The organism is Microbulbifer sp. 2205BS26-8 (genome assembly GCF_030731025.1).
GTDB lineage: Bacteria > Pseudomonadota > Gammaproteobacteria > Pseudomonadales > Cellvibrionaceae > Microbulbifer > Microbulbifer spongiae.
In genome coordinates this window covers 1-14,885 of sequence record NZ_JAVAMR010000042.1, presented here as the reverse complement: position 1 = coordinate 14,885, position 14,885 = coordinate 1, and the positions used below count along the sequence as shown (strand labels likewise).

Here is a 14,885-nt window from a genome sequence, read left to right as displayed (position 1 = left end):
GGCCGGGTTCAGCCGAGACTTTCCACACGGATTCGCACCACCTCTCCCTCGACGGTATGCAGGGCCTGAATCTGTGCGACCGCCCCACACAGGCTGGCCTCTCTCGCGCGACTGGTGAGAATGACCACCGGCACAAGCCTTTCACCCTCCTGCGGTTCATGTTGGATCAACGCTTCGATACTGATGCCCCAGTCACTGAAGATAGTGGCAAGTTCCGACATGACACCAGGCTTGTCACAAGCGGAGATCCGCAGGTAGTAGCTGGTGACTACCTCCTCCTGTGGCAGCACCTGGGTTTCACCCAGCTCATGGAGCGCGACACCGGCCGGCGGCACCCTCTGGTCCGGTCTGGCTTCAAGCGTCCGCGCCACATCCACAATATCGGCAACCACGGCAGAGGCCGTGGCTTCGCCACCGGCGCCGGCACCGTAATAGAGGGTGGGACCAACGGCATCGCCACTCACCAGGACGGCATTCATGACGCCGTTGACGTTGGCGATGAGCCGGCGTTGCGGTATCAGGGTCGGGTGCACACGCAACTCCACCCCCTGGCCCCTGCGCCGGGCAATTCCCAGGTGCTTGATGCGATAGCCCAATTCATCCGCGTAGTGGATATCCTCCCTGGAAATCCGGCTGATGCCCTCGGTATAGACCTTGTCAAAAGTCAGGGGTATGGCAAATGCCAGGGAGGCCATAATGACCAGTTTATGCGCAGCGTCTATCCCCTCAACATCAAAGGTAGGGTCTGCCTCTGCGTAGCCCAAAGCCTGTGCCTGGCCCAGGGCCTCGGCAAAACTGCACCCACTTTCGCGCATCTTCGTGAGGATATAGTTGCCAGTACCATTGATAATACCGGCGATCCACTGAATCCGGTTACCCGCAAGGCCCTCGCGCAGAGACTTGATAATGGGCACCCCTCCCGCCACGGCAGCCTCATAGGCCACCGTGACCCCTTTTTGGGCAGCGAACTCAAACAGCATATTGCCGTGTTCTGCAATCAGCGCCTTGTTGGCGGTAACGACATGCTTGCCATTGTCAATGGCTGTCAATACCAGGTCTCGCGCCACGCCTGTCCCGCCGACCAGCTCCACCAGAATATCCACGTCGGGGTTGTTGGCGACAGCAAAGATATCCGGGGTGACTTTTAGCCGGCTGGTATCACAGTCGGGATTATCGCGGCGAGCACCGACCTCCTCTATAATCACTGCGCGTCCACAGCGCGCGGCGATTTCTTTCCCATTGCGCGCCAGGACATTGATGGTGGCGCCACCCACAGTACCCAGGCCGCACACGCCGATACGCACCGCGCGCGCGGGGCTCCCCGCAACCTCTTGGCCCTTCACCTGAGCAGCTCTTTCAACTGTTGCGCTCACAACTTTCCTCCCGTCCTCACGACCCGACACACGGTAATTGCAGTGCAAAAGCCCGTGCAATAAATGCCACTAAAATCTACAAAGGATCGGCAACCTTACCGAGCGAAAAGAGAAAAAGTCAATAAAATTGCGTGCCTACACCAGCAGCCAGGGGACAGGCTAGGCGAGAGTTTTATCATTTTAAAACCCCTCCTGAAACAGGTACCATCCTCTGCAGATGCTTTAAAGGCATCTCCTGGCACCAGATACCAACAACCGGCGAAATTGCATCCACTGTGCCTGCCTCCAAAAAAGGGGGGCATTTTGAATGAAACACTGATAGCGGTCGAGTAATGAAGAAAACCCTTATCCTGTATACCGGCGGAACCCTGGGAATGCGTCGCAGCGCATCCGGTTATGTGCCGGATGCGCATCTGGAGAGCGCGTTGCAACGCCTTCTTGAGGATACTGTTGATCAGCTCCCACAGGTCGATTTTCAGACCCTCGAACCGCTGTTGGACAGCGCCGATATGCAACCGCAGGACTGGTACCGCATCGCTGCAGAAATACACGACAATTATAACCATTACACGGGTTTTGTCGTGCTGCACGGCACCGATACCATGGCCTACACCGCTTCCGCATTGTCTTTTGCCCTGCAGGGGCTGGACAAGCCGGTTCTGGTAACCGGCTCGCAAATTCCCCTGAGGGAAATGCGCAGCGACGCCTACAACAATCTGATCGCGGCCCTGTTGCTGAGCGGATCAGAGGATATCAAGGAAGTCTGTCTCTACTTCAGCGGCAAATTACTACGTGGTAACCGTGCAGTAAAAGTGAGTTCCGGTTCACTGGATGCTTTCGCCAGCCCCAACTACCCGAGCCTGGGAGAGGTGGGTATTCAGGTTAGTGTTGACCCCAATGTGCTATTGGACCCCGTCAACAGCCCGCAATTTCAAACACCCGAGTCTGCAGATGGCAAGGTAGTACTTGTGAAATTGTTTCCGGGTATCTCTCCACTTTTCCTCAGTAAGCTCGTCGAGTATCGCCCCCGCGGGCTGGTGATCGAAACCTACGGAACTGGCAACGCCCCCACAAATAACGCCGCCTTTACAGCGCAACTGAAAACGGCGGCAGAAGCGGGCATTATTTGTGTGGCTGTTTCCCAGTGCCTGGAAAATCAGGTGGATTTGGGCAAGTATGCAACGGGCTCTGCTCTGCTGCGCAGCGGTGTTGTGAGTGGCCTGGATATGACCAGCATCGCCTGTTTTGCGAAACTCAACCATCTGTTGGCCATGCGCTACAGCGCAGACGAAATCAAAATATTGATGGGGACCTCACTGTGCGGGGAGTGCACTCCCCTCTACCGCTAAGCCGACAGCGGACTTCTGGTGGGCGACGATTGCAACCCACACCACACAATCCCCCAACCTGCCCGGTGATCAGATTTTTAAATACCTCAATGCATCTACGTACACGTCCGTGTGCAGCCACTGAGAACACAGGAAACAGCATGAAAAACAATTTTCACACCCTGAAATCCACACCCATATTCAGCACTGATAGCGAGACGCGCCGGGAGCGGGATTTACTGGGGGAACGCGATGTACCCGCCGATGTGTACTTCGGTATTCAGACCCTGCGCGCATTGGAAAATTTCCAGATCACCGGGATCGCCCTCAATCACTTCCCCTGCCTGGTCAAAGCCCTGGCGATGGTCAAAAAAGCGGCCGCTCTGGCCAATGGTGCATTAGGCTACCTGGAACCCGCTATACAAGATGCCATTGCCGAAGCCTGCGATGAAATAATTGATGGCAAGCTACATGACCAGTTTCTGGTAGATATGATTCAGGGGGGCGCGGGCACCTCCACCAATATGAATGCCAATGAAGTTGTCGCCAATCGTGCTCTGGAGTTGCTCGGTCACAAAAAGGGCACCTACACAGTGGTCCACCCCAACAACCATGTCAACCTGTCGCAGTCTACCAACGATGTTTATCCCACCGCTATCAACTTAGCCATACTGCTCAGCTACAATGATCTGGTACAGTCCATGGAAGCTCTCTGTATTGAATTCGATAAGAAGGCTGTGACTTTTGCTCGAATCTTAAAGATGGGGCGTACGCAACTGCAGGATGCCGTTCCTATGACACTGGGACAGGAGTTCGCCGCCTTTGCCGCAACCATTCGCGAAGATGTTGCCAGGGTCAAAGAACTGGTAACCCTCTTTAGGGAAATCAATATGGGTGGCACCGCTATAGGCACGGGCATCAATACCGATCCGGGGTACCGCCAACTCGTCGTCAAGGCACTATCAGAAATATCCTCGATTGACTTTGTCTGTGCAGAAAACTTGGTTGAAGCCACTTCCGACACCGGTGCCTTTGTGATGTTCTCTGGCGTGATGAAACGTATCGCGGTAAAAATTTCAAAAATCTGTAACGACCTGCGTCTGCTTTCCAGCGGCCCCCGCGCCGGCCTGAACGAAATAAACCTGCCACCCATGCAGCCCGGCTCGTCGATAATGCCAGGCAAAGTGAATCCGGTCATTCCCGAAGTGGTCAATCAAGTGGCCTATCAGGTCATCGGCAACGACCTGACTATCACCATGGCAGCGGAGTCCGGCCAGTTACAATTGAATGTGATGGAACCGGTGATCGCCTTCAATCTGCTTCAGTCGATACGCCTGATGACCCAGGCCATGCATACCCTCACCCAGCGCTGCGTCAACAACATCAGCGCAAATGAGCAGCACTGCCGGCAAATGGTGGAAAATAGCATCGGTCTGATCACAGCAGTCAATCCATTTATCGGCTACGAGAATGCCACCCGCATCGCCAAGCAGGCACTGGTTACCGGTGCGAGCGTCAAGCAATTGATTCTTGGAGAAGGTTTGCTCAGTGAAGAGGAACTCATTGATATCCTCGCACCAGAGAAAATGACCCAGCCGAGAAAGGTATCCTACACGAGCCCGGCCTGAACGAGACTGCCGACAGCCCAGGGCTGTCGGCGCTTTGGACAATAGATTAAATTCCCAGCTCTTTCACCAAAGTCGCCGGGGGCAGGTAACCGGGCGCTACTCTACCATCCTCCAATACGATTGTGGGTGTACCGCGCACGCCAAAGGTCTCGTTACCCAGTTTGAAGTGCGCCGCAACCGGATTGTCTTTACACACATTCAGGGGTACATTTTCGCGATTTTTCAGCGCTGTCAGGGTTTTGTTACTATCGTCCGAGCACCAGGCTGTGGCCAGTTTGCGGTAGCCCAAAGATTGCAGGCCCGCCCGGGGAAAGGCCAGGTATCGCACCTCAATGCCGCGCCTGTTCAATTCGGGCATATCTTGGTGCAGTTTTCGGCAGTAACCACAATCCACATCGGTAAAGACATAGATACGCGCCTTTGTCTTCCCTTTCGGCGAAAAAACGATCATATCCTCAACGCTTTGGGCACCCAGGGCCTCAGACCGGCGAATGGCCCTGCGCGCTTCAGAGAGGTTGGCGAACCTTCCACCGCTATCCACTTCAAATAAATCCCCAAAAATAAAATGGCTGCCATCTGCAGTGACAAACAGGCTGTTGTTGTTGCCATCCACAACTTCGTAAAGGCCTTTTATCGGACTCTCGCGCACGTCACCATAAGAGGACATGGGATTGCCGGCCTGGAGGCGAGCCTTGATGGTTTTTGCAACCTCCGGATCGACTTCTGCCAGGGCCACAGGTGCCAGCAGACTGAGCAGCGCACCAACGAGGGCCAATGGCTTCTTGATAAGCGTCATTACCGATAGCTCCTTACATTCCTAATGGGCTTCGACTCACAAGTCGGCATACAGTTCCAGCCAGTCCAGTATGGCATCTCTCCAGCGCATCCGGTCTGGATGACGCTTTTTTAACATATTCCAGCGCGGGGAGCCACGCTCTGGTACACGCGTTATGGGGTTGGCAGAGCGATTTGCCACGGAAGTACCTGGACCCTCAAGGCCCAAGGCACCAGTAGCCGCACGCTTCCCCAGGATGTCTTCTCAGACAGATTAACAGAACCCCATGGGCTGCCTGTAGACAGAGGATCCCACAACGGTCAGTCGCTGGCACCCCTCTGCCTGCGCTGACGGGGCTATTCCATCAAGGGTCAACAGGCCCGGAGCCACTATCAGCGCCCTTCTCAGAGGCCTTTCCCCGCACCCCAAACAAGCCTTTTCGCTCCTCTGCCACCCCAGGCAAAGGTTGCAAGAAATGGCGCAGCTTATCCTTTTCCCACATGGCATCCTGATAGCCAAGTTCAATTAGCTCTTCGATATAGGGTTGTTCAAAAAGCAGATAACTGGCCGCGGAAACCCCACCACCAGCATTCGTTGCACCGGTGGAACGGAATAACCAGCGCAGCGCGGAAGGCAGGTATCGAAGCTTTCGGCCACTCAGTCGACCGAGGCTCTGCGAAGGTTCAATCACCACTGACTCAACCGGGCGCAGGGGGGCCAACTGGACATAGTGCTCCTTATCAACAGAGCCCAGCAATGTGTTAACCCGGTCTAGGTGTTCCAAGTCCCCTTCCAGACTGTCAATGAATGCAGCATTGAACAATTGAGCAACTATTTGCGCCATGGATGGCGAGTGCTGCTGGACACTGCTGCGCCGACTGCCCCAGTGTACCGGTGAGCGGTTATCGGATACACCAACGATGAATACGCGCCCAGCGCCCAGGTGCAACGCGGAGCTGATCGGTGCCATCTGACGGATGGCGCCATCGCAAAAATATACATCATCAATTTTTACTGCGGGAAAGATTGCGGGAATGGCAGCCGATGCCATCAGATGATCCGTAGTCAGCCGGGTTGGAACTCCAAAACGCCGAAACCGCTGCCAACCCTTTACCCCTTCTGCGGCTTGAAAAAAGCTGACAGATTCACCCTCACTGTAGGAGAGGGCATTCACACAAGCCGCATGTAAGTGACCCGCATCAATATTTTTTTGGATATTCCCAAGGGCAATCTCCTCCTCAAGCAATTTGCGTAATGGCGAGTTGTCGAGGAGCGCCAGGGGCTTCTCCCGCCCTACACCCTGGTTAAACAGCGAGCGGCTGATGGAAATCAAATTACCCAGCAGACTATGCCAACTGGTTCGATAAATTCGCTCCACGCATAAATCCATCCAGAGCGCACACATAGTGTCAACCGCCTCTTTAAACGTGCCTGGATGGGAAGCGAGCATCATCGCATTCATGGCACCGGCTGAGGTTCCACAGATAATTGTAAATGGCCTCGGGTTATCTTTGGGCACGAGTTCTGCCAGGGCTTTGAGCACCCCGGCCTGGTAGGCCGCGCGGGCGCCCCCACCGGAAAGTACCAGTGCGCTGTCCTGACCGGGAGGTATTGATTCGCTGTTACCTTTAGACAATGTGCTCTTCCGAGAAAAACAGGCTGCAACCAGCAACACCTGCTACAAGACTATTGAAAAAAAAGCGCACAGACAAACACTGCCTTTAGCTTTGGTTGTTGTACCTCTAGCACCGAAGACTTCCAGGGCAATACGGTGCAACCTATTGAAATACCAACAACTTTGAGTTGTCTCAACGGCACAGATAAAACAATTTCCGCTAGATTCATTGTGCCATTTGGAAATAATCAACAGGAGGCTCAGCATGACGTACTGTATATTCCAAAACATTCCTTCGCGGTCTTAGAGGGACATATCCACAACATAGCGACCAATGCCATGCCCCCTGTGAAGACGGGCCAGATATTCCGGCACCTGCCCAAGAGAGATATCTTCGGCAATACGATTCAATTGGTCACCGATAGACCATTGATCCGCAAACAGGTGCCAGACACCGGCCTTCTTCTCTATAGGCAACGCCACACTGTCCACACCGAGAAGGCTGATACCACGTCGGATAAATGGCAAAACACTGGCATGAAACTGGGCGCCGGAGGCCATGCCGCAGGCGGCGACGCCGCCGCCATAAGCCAGCGACTTGATAACATTAAAGAGGGTCTCCCCGCCCACCGTATCCACCGCCCAAGCCCAAGGAGGCTTTGTCATGGCTTTGCTGGCAAACGGGGCCAGAGTCTCTCGATCGACGACTTTCCAGGCACCCAACGCGGCAAGAAAATCTGCCGACTCCAGCTTACCGGTCACGGCAGCAACCCGAAAACCGAGCTTGGCCAGGAGTGCAACAGCAATAGACCCCACGCCGCCGGTAGCCCCGGTCACCAACACCTCACCATCCTGCGGAGTGGCACCGGAATCGAGAAGCTTCTCCACACACAGTGCGGCGGTTAAACCCGCTGTACCCAATGCCATAGACTCCCTGGCATTGAGTCCCTGTGGCAAAACCAAGGCCCAGCCCGGGGGAATCGCGATCCGCTCAGCCAGACCTCCGGGTGTATGCATCCCCAGATCGTAGCCGGTTACCAATAGTTCATCCCCCCGGGAAAAGGTGCCACTGTGGTCTACAACCACTTTACCGATAGCATCCATGCCGGGCGTGTGAGGGTATTCACACCCTATACCGGGGTTGCCGAATGCACAAAGCGCATCCTTGTAGTTCAGCGAAGAGTGGGAAACCGCCATAACCAGAGGGTTGTCCGGCAGGTCAGAAAGATGCCTCTGGACAAGCAACTGGTCAAATTTACCAGCGGCAACTTCCACGATCTGAATGGCCCTGAACACTAGATCCCCGTTATTTTCCATCTGTCGGTCTCCATACCTTCTCTATTTTCTAGCCAAAAGGCTACCCTCCCGGGAAAGGCTGCGCATAGATCTCTGAAGGCTGAAAAATGGTATCTGTGCCTAGTCCGCCTGTGAGACGGGCACCCCTTTCTGTCACTCCATTGGCAGCCAGCAATCATAAAATCCTCCAGGACCCACTAAATGACCAACTGAGAAATACTGCCGCAAACGCGCAGCGTTTCTTGTGGTTCAAGGCTCGCATCCGGCAACTGCCTGACTTAGGGATCCAACAATGCAAAGGTCACCCCCCCTGGCGCGACATACATTCTATTGTGCTTGATGACGCCAAGCGGCCAGTTTGGAAAAAAGGCGGGTCAGTGCAGCCTCCATTCCTGCCTCCGCTGCCAACCCCATTTTCTTGGCAATGTTTTTCTTCTCCTTGTATTCCACTTGATAGAGGTCGGCACTCTCTGCACAGTGGGTCAGGTACTCATCAGAGGTTTTCAACGCATCCACAAGCCCGAGAGAGAGAGCCCTCTGACCAAACCAGACTTCACCGGTAGCCACCTTGGCAATATCCAGATTCGGGCGATACTCACTCACGAAATGCTGAAACAGCACGTGAATATCCTCAAGGTCGCTTTGAAACTTCTCCCGCCCCTCCGAGGTATTCTCCCCAAACATGGTTACCGTGCGCTTGTACTCACCTGCAGTAAACAGCTCAAAATCCACATCGTGACGCTTGAGCAGCCGGTTAAAGTTGGGGAGCTGAGCCAACACGCCAATGGAGCCCAGCATTGCAAATGGTGCTGCGAGGATACGATCGGCCACACAAGCCATCATATATCCACCGCTGGCGGCCACCTTGTCCACTGCAATAGTGAGCTGTATTCCAGCGCTGCGCACCCGCGCCAGCTGACTTGCCGCTAGGCCGTAATTGGCCACCATTCCGCCGGGGCTCTCCAGGCAGAGCAAGACTTCATCACCGGATTCCGCCACCTGCAAAATTGCAGTGACTTCTTCGCGTAACCGGGAAAGCGCACTCGCTTTGATATCTCCACTAAAATGCGTGACAAATATACGCCTGCGCTCACTGGCCAATCCAAGAGAGGCCTTCTGCCCGTTCTGTGAATCCATTTCCGCTTTCTCGGAAACCACTTTGTCAGAGTCAACCTTTTTCTCAGCTTTCTTTTTGGATTCGGCCTTATGCTTTTTGACCAGAGCTTTTTCCTGCGCTTTTTTCTCTTTGGCAATTTGTTTTTTGCGCCGGGCAAACTCGTGTTTTTCCAAGACCGCTTCGAGCAGGGTTTCCTTAAACTGTTCATAGCGGTCATTCAAATGAGTAACACTGATATGTCCTTGAAGACGCTCCCTAAGTTGCTCCCGGTTGGCAAGGACAAAGCCAATTAACACCATCAGAGCCACAATAACAGTGACGATTTTTGCCAGAAACAGGCCGTATTCAATTAGAAATTCCACTTAAGCTCCAGGTTGCCATCTTGCGATTGAGGGATGTATGTATTGACCGGTAATCAACATTACCAAGCCAGTAGCGCATTATTCTACTGCCAATGATCCAGCGCAGAAACTGCCCGCTGGTTCAGCGGCCGCGCAAGCAGTCCGCTGTGACTGATGCGAACATCAAACACCGCACCATCCTCCATGGGCAAAAACGTGGCACTTCCGTATACGGCATCGACAAATGGAAGGCGGTTGCCCAGATTGCGTACAAAGTGCCACACATCGATTCCATAGTTACTGCCACTGATCTGGTGTACCGAGCGCACCTGGGTCCGCTCATCCCGCAGGGTCAGATAGCGGCCACTGAGGCGGTCCAATCGGTAGGCCGGCTGTAAACCCCAGCGGGCCAGGGGGCCTTGCCATTTCAGCACACGCGCATCCAGTTGCCACTGATCACCGTGGAGTTCAAACGTTTGCGCAATACCATCTGCATCGGAAAATTTGACTTCAAACTGCCGCTTCGCAACTTTTCGAAACGATACCGTACCGACGCTGTGCTCCCGCGCAAGGTTGCGGTAACTGAATACATCGGCTGCCACCAACACGGTACCCAGGGCCAACACCAAAAAGGACAACCCAACCAGGCCCCGGATAAATCCCGCCAGCCAACGGCCACTCAGCAATACCCGCCCACCCCAAAAAACCAGCAACAATGCCAGCAGGATGGTAAAGAGGGCCAGTGCGATATACATAATTTGTTAACTCCTTGTCCCCCATCCAGCACAGCTTCGGAGAGTCCAGGGTCGCTCCCCGACCGCTACCTGCGCTGCAAAGGTGCGGATCAGTTGCCCTGACAGGGTTTGTTGCGGTGGTATGTCCGGTAGTGATCGATAGTCAAACCACTGTGCCGTCTCTATCTCACTGGGGTTGGGGCAGGATTCTCCCCCCGCCCACTCGGCCAGATAACCCAGCATCAACTGCCCCGGAAATGGCCAGGGCTGGCTGCCGACATAGTGCATATTGCCCACCTCAAGCCCCACTTCCTCGCGAACTTCACGCACCAGCGCCTGCTCAGCACTTTCCCCCGGTTCGATAAAGCCCGCCAGAGCCGTGTAAGTCCTGTTGCGCCGATTCGCATGGCGAGCGAGCAGGCACTGGTCACCGCGGATAACAAGCGCAATAACACAGGGACTAATCCGCGCGTACACCGACAGCTGGCAGTTTGGGCAAGTGCGCGCGCGATCGAATGGATGATACTGGGTAGCCCTGCCACAGCGGCCACAAAAAAGATGGTCACGATCCCAGTGGGCAACCTGCAGGGCGCGTCCCGCCAGCGCAAAAAGCGGTTCTTCCGCAGATGTGAGCAGGCTGCGCAAGTTGCGCCAGTCATACCCGTTAATCTCCAGTTGACTGGAGAAAACATGCACCCCGCAGCTTTGTCCTCCCAGTTCACCCAGGTAATGGCGGGAAATGACCTCCCCGGCCAGGAACAGGTCGGCTGTGTGAATAAAGCAGTTGCCACGACACAGTATCATTCCCTCCGCCACGACAATACACCGGGAAAATTCCGGTACCGCCCACACATTCGCCGCAGGGGCAAAGAATTCAACCAAAAAAGCCTCCTGTTTATGCCGCCTCAACGGGATAGCCAAGTACTGCCAGGCTCTCGACTGCCAGATTCAGTGACTGGGCATCGGCTTGACGGTGCAGCTTCACTTCGTTGAGATAATACTCGAGACTGATAATGGCATCCGCAAAGGTATCCAGCAGCTGCTCGACATTCGGTGGGGCACCCTGTCGGTCGACCACGGTTTCCACAAAGTTGAGCAGCCCCCCCACAACCGCAGCTGCACGCCGCAGGTTGAGCACAATCAGTCCGCCGCGAACAGAGTTGAGTATGGTAGACACATTGCGAATATGTCCGTGATCGAAGCCCGAACCTGCGTAGGCAGCGAGCGCCCGCTTGATCAGCGCAAGTCCCGCCTCAGCCTCCTTCAGGACGGCAACTTCCGCCTCGGCCAGCTGACTGTGTTCAAAGGCAATATCCGCCTGGCCGTATTCATCCAGATCGATAGAGCCGCTCTGCTTCAGGGCACGCACCGTGTTATCGACCATCAGTACCTGGCCTGTCAGCTTTTGCAGCGCAGAATCCACAGTTGAGCCACCGGCACCAGCGGCACTAGCGGCACTAGCGGCACTCTGGTATTCTGCTAGGGCGCTGCTCAAACTTGCACCCACGCGCTTGAAGTTGAGCATCTGCAGTGTGCTCGCGACCCTTTGCAAGGTGACGGCCAGGCCATCAGTCTCGTCGGCTGCGGAATCTCCGATCAATTCGATATCATCCAGCATCCTGCGCACACCGGAAAGCTCTTCATCCAGCGCGCTGGCCACCGCTGAAATCGCGGTGGCGGCCGGGCCGCCCAGGCTTGCACGCTCCCGCTCGAGCTCCTCTTCTGTATAGGCTAGCGGCTGTGCTGCAAAGGCTTCAAGGAGCTTTGCACCGGTACCCTCAGGCTTCGAGAGCGCGAGCCAGTAAATGCATTCTTTCAGCAGAATTGGGGGCGCGGGCTGGTCCAGGGCGGTATCGGACCCCTTTTGCAAGGCACGCAACCAGCGGTCGAACAAACTGAACACCATCACCCGGGAACGGCTGATACGCATTTCGCTGGCCGCCATACCGGTGAGAGCAGTCCCTGCCACCAGCCACAAGCGCCCGTTGGGACGCCCCATGGTGATACTCGCAATGCGTTCCAGTGCGCGGGCCATCATGGTATAAGCCGGGCCGCGGGGCTTGCCGCGCAACAGCGCCAGTAAACCAACCTGGTACATATGGCGAAACCGGCGTACAAAGCTGCCTAAATCCTCAGACATTACCGCCGAAGTATCCATGCCCGGTACCGGAGCATTCACCTTGCAGCGAAAGAAATGGCTTTCGGGCACTGGCGGCTGCGAGCGCGCCGCACGCAATTGATTAATATAAGGAATCAGCAGCTCCTGTCGAACTATTGCACGATTCTGTACAAAGTCGAGATACCGATTCAGAACATAGAATCCGGTACCCAGGGCTTCCAACAACTCCTCACTTGCCTGCTGACGCTCTTCGAGAACCTCCGTCAGAGCGGTAATTTGTTCCTGGGCCAATAGCTCCCCGGCGCGCAGCTGCACCATCTGCAGTACGCCGCTCACCTGTTTCAGGTTGCCAAGACACTGCTCCAGTGGCAACTTGCGGGTAGTATCTGCGACAAATTTGTCCAGGTGAGAAGCGGCGCTATCAAGCGCAACAACCAGCTCCTCTTTGACCACATTGACAGAAGTGATATTGATCGTATGCAATTCAGTCATTGCCGCACCGCTGAATTTTTCCTGTAATCGAATAAAAATCAACCAAGACATACAGGATTTGACTTGGTAAAAAGCAATTTATACCAATAGCAGAAAGAGTCCACCTTTCCACAGACAATTTCCATCGAATGCTCGACAAATCCTCCAACACGGCTGCGCCCTGCCTAAATAACTTGAATTTTCCCGCAAACCCGTTAGCGTTTGCTACTTTCCAGTTTACCGCGGTGTGCCTTTGCGCTTATGTGCAAAAAGTAACCAATTCGTACGGTTTGAATGCAGAGAGTGTGAATACCGTAGCTGAGGCCCTACCCTTGCTGCGCAGGGCATAAAATACCCGGCACTCCAACTTTCTTATACCCATGGGGTTACCAGGGAAACCACTGATGAATACATACAACAACACATTCACCGCCTCAGGCAACGGGTTAAGCCGGGCTTTTGCCAGTAACTTTCTCGGTGAAGCACCGGACTGGTACAAGCTGACCATAGCCGTCTTTCTTCTTTTGAACCCCCTAGTGCTTTACGTCAGCGGTCCCTTTGTCACCGGTTGGGTATTGATTGGTGAATTCATTTTTACCCTGGCCATGGCCCTGAAATGCTATCCCCTGCAACCGGGTGGACTACTCGCCATTGAGGCAGTCCTGATGGGGATGACCACCACCGATACGATTTATCACGAGGTGATAGATAACATCGAGGTAATACTGTTACTGATGTTCATGGTGGCCGGCATTTACTTTATGAAAAGCCTGCTGCTGTTTGTTTTCACCAAGATCTTAATCCATGTAAAATCAAAATCGATCCTGTCGCTGCTGTTTTGCACAGTGTCCGCTGTGCTTTCAGCGTTCCTTGACGCCCTGACGGTCACTGCGGTTTTAATCGCGGTAGCAGTAGGGTTTTATGCAGTCTATCACAGGGTCGCATCTCAACAGCCCCACCATCACCACGGCCATGACCACTCCAATGACGAGCACGTAGTGGAGTATCATCGGGAAGATCTCGACCAGTTCCGCGCATATCTGCGCAGCCTGATCATGCACGGTGCCGTAGGTACAGCCCTGGGGGGAGTGTGTACTTTAGTGGGCGAACCTCAGAACCTGCTGATCGCGGAGAAAGCGGGCTGGGAGTTTGTGCAGTTCTTCCTGATAATGGCCCCGGTCACAATTCCCACTTTTTTGGCCGGACTAATGACCTGCGTGCTTCTGGAAAAAACCAAGCGGTTTGGGTACGGTGCCCAGCTGCCCCAGGCAGTGCGGGAGGTGATCATGCAGTTCTCCCACGAAGAGGAAAAAAAACGCACCCCCTTTCAGGTGGCTGAACTCTGGATACAGGGTATCGTGGCCGTATTGCTGGTACTCGCACTGGCATTTCACGTGGCCGAGGTTGGTATTATCGGTCTGATGATTATCGTTCTCCTAACCGCGTTTAACGGCATTGTACAAGAGGCGCGTATCGGCCACGCGTTCGAGGAAGCACTGCCTTTTACCGCCCTACTAGTGGTCTTTTTTGCCATCGTGGCAGTCATTCACCAGCAGCACCTGTTCGAGCCGGTAACGCATTTTGTCCTGTCACAAAAACCCGAACAGCAGCCTGCATTACTGTTTCTTGCCAACGGCCTGCTATCTATGATCAGTGACAATGTTTTCGTGGCAACGGTATACATCAACGAAGTGAAAGCGGCCCTTACAGCGGGTGATATTACCCGGGAGCACTTTGACAAACTGACTGTCGCCATCAACACAGGCACCAACTTGCCCAGTGTTGCGACGCCCAATGGCCAGGCGGCTTTCTTGTTCCTGCTGACATCCGCGCTGGCGCCACTGATCCGGCTCTCCTATGGCCGCATGGTACTGATGGCGCTGCCCTATACCATTGTTCTCAGCACTGTGGCACTGCTTTCTGTGATATACGCTATCTAGGACAAGGCTTACAAGGAATCGGATCAAGCGAGGGCTGACCCAATGCTCGCGCCGGGAATGATAAACAACACTGCGGAGATCTCTAGCAGGCTGTTGAAATCCGAAAAGATTATTTGGAAACAATTTCTAGCAAGCCAAAAGACTTGGT

12 protein-coding genes are annotated in these 14,885 nt (G+C 54.5%); 3 read left to right on the top strand and 9 right to left on the bottom strand.

Annotation, left to right across the window (positions count from 1 at the left end; genetic code table 11):
• Positions 1 to 8: 8 nt before the first annotated feature.
• Positions 9 to 1,343, bottom strand: coding sequence for a homoserine dehydrogenase (locus Q5Y71_RS13055; protein ID WP_306042577.1), 1,335 nt, complete (start codon positions 1,341 to 1,343; stop codon positions 9 to 11).
• A gap of 362 nt (positions 1,344 to 1,705) precedes the next feature.
• On the opposite strand from Q5Y71_RS13055, the gene Q5Y71_RS13050 reads away from it, so the two are divergent.
• Entirely contained in the window at positions 1,706 to 2,722 is a 1,017-nt protein-coding gene (locus tag Q5Y71_RS13050) for a type I asparaginase (protein ID WP_306042562.1), read from the top strand.
• A 140-nt stretch (positions 2,723 to 2,862) separates the two neighbouring features.
• On the top strand, positions 2,863 to 4,329 hold the full coding sequence (gene aspA / locus Q5Y71_RS13045; protein WP_306042561.1) for an aspartate ammonia-lyase: 1,467 nt from the start codon (positions 2,863 to 2,865) through the stop codon (positions 4,327 to 4,329).
• Between the two features lie 46 nt (positions 4,330 to 4,375).
• On the opposite strand, the gene Q5Y71_RS13040 is transcribed toward aspA, so the two are convergent.
• The 8 genes from Q5Y71_RS13040 to Q5Y71_RS13005 form a co-directional block, all read right to left on the bottom strand.
• A complete protein-coding gene (locus tag Q5Y71_RS13040) occupies positions 4,376 to 5,125 on the bottom strand; it encodes a DsbC family protein (protein ID WP_306042560.1) in 750 nt (249 codons plus the stop codon).
• 36 nt (positions 5,126 to 5,161) lie between these two features.
• Complete coding sequence (locus Q5Y71_RS13035; RefSeq protein ID WP_306042559.1) at positions 5,162 to 5,305, bottom strand: hypothetical protein; 144 nt, start codon at positions 5,303 to 5,305, stop codon at positions 5,162 to 5,164.
• 163 nt (positions 5,306 to 5,468) lie between these two features.
• The gene (locus Q5Y71_RS13030; protein WP_306042558.1) at positions 5,469 to 6,740 is read right to left on the bottom strand and encodes a patatin-like phospholipase family protein; all 1,272 of its coding nucleotides are present in this window, start codon (positions 6,738 to 6,740) and stop codon (positions 5,469 to 5,471) included.
• Positions 6,741 to 7,022: 282 nt separating this feature from the next.
• Positions 7,023 to 8,036 carry a YhdH/YhfP family quinone oxidoreductase gene (locus Q5Y71_RS13025; protein WP_306042557.1) on the bottom strand — a complete coding sequence of 338 codons (1,014 nt, stop codon included), beginning with the start codon at positions 8,034 to 8,036 and terminating at the stop codon, positions 7,023 to 7,025.
• A 306-nt stretch (positions 8,037 to 8,342) separates the two neighbouring features.
• Positions 8,343 to 9,494, bottom strand: coding sequence for a protease SohB (gene sohB, locus Q5Y71_RS13020; RefSeq protein WP_306042556.1), 1,152 nt, complete (start codon positions 9,492 to 9,494; stop codon positions 8,343 to 8,345).
• Positions 9,495 to 9,577: 83 nt separating this feature from the next.
• A complete protein-coding gene (locus Q5Y71_RS13015) occupies positions 9,578 to 10,228 on the bottom strand; it encodes a cation/multidrug efflux pump (RefSeq protein WP_306042555.1) in 651 nt (216 codons plus the stop codon).
• A 6-nt stretch (positions 10,229 to 10,234) separates the two neighbouring features.
• The gene (gene nudC, locus Q5Y71_RS13010; protein ID WP_306042554.1) at positions 10,235 to 11,089 is read right to left on the bottom strand and encodes an NAD(+) diphosphatase; all 855 of its coding nucleotides are present in this window, start codon (positions 11,087 to 11,089) and stop codon (positions 10,235 to 10,237) included.
• A gap of 13 nt (positions 11,090 to 11,102) precedes the next feature.
• Positions 11,103 to 12,869: a hypothetical protein gene (locus tag Q5Y71_RS13005; RefSeq protein WP_306042553.1), complete on the bottom strand. Its 1,767-nt coding sequence runs from the start codon at positions 12,867 to 12,869 to the stop codon at positions 11,103 to 11,105.
• Between the two features lie 332 nt (positions 12,870 to 13,201).
• On the opposite strand from Q5Y71_RS13005, the gene nhaB reads away from it, so the two are divergent.
• Entirely contained in the window at positions 13,202 to 14,737 is a 1,536-nt protein-coding gene (gene nhaB, locus Q5Y71_RS13000; protein ID WP_306042552.1) for a sodium/proton antiporter NhaB, read from the top strand.
• The last annotated feature ends 148 nt before the right edge of the window (positions 14,738 to 14,885 follow it).

What these genes read in the sequence shown, in the direction of transcription:
- Q5Y71_RS13050 (WP_306042562.1), top strand. Translation starts at nt 1,706, where the DNA reads ATGAAGAAAACCCTTATCCTGTATACCGGCGGAACCCTGGGAATGCGT.
- aspA (WP_306042561.1), top strand. Translation starts at nt 2,863, where the DNA reads ATGAAAAACAATTTTCACACCCTGAAATCCACACCCATATTCAGCACT.
- Q5Y71_RS13040 (WP_306042560.1), bottom strand. Translation starts at nt 5,125, where the DNA reads ATGACGCTTATCAAGAAGCCATTGGCCCTCGTTGGTGCGCTGCTCAGT.
- Q5Y71_RS13025 (WP_306042557.1), bottom strand. Translation starts at nt 8,036, where the DNA reads ATGGAAAATAACGGGGATCTAGTGTTCAGGGCCATTCAGATCGTGGAA.
- Q5Y71_RS13015 (WP_306042555.1), bottom strand. Translation starts at nt 10,228, where the DNA reads ATGTATATCGCACTGGCCCTCTTTACCATCCTGCTGGCATTGTTGCTG.
- Q5Y71_RS13005 (WP_306042553.1), bottom strand. Translation starts at nt 12,869, where the DNA reads ATGTCTTGGTTGATTTTTATTCGATTACAGGAAAAATTCAGCGGTGCG.
- nhaB (WP_306042552.1), top strand. Translation starts at nt 13,202, where the DNA reads ATGAATACATACAACAACACATTCACCGCCTCAGGCAACGGGTTAAGC.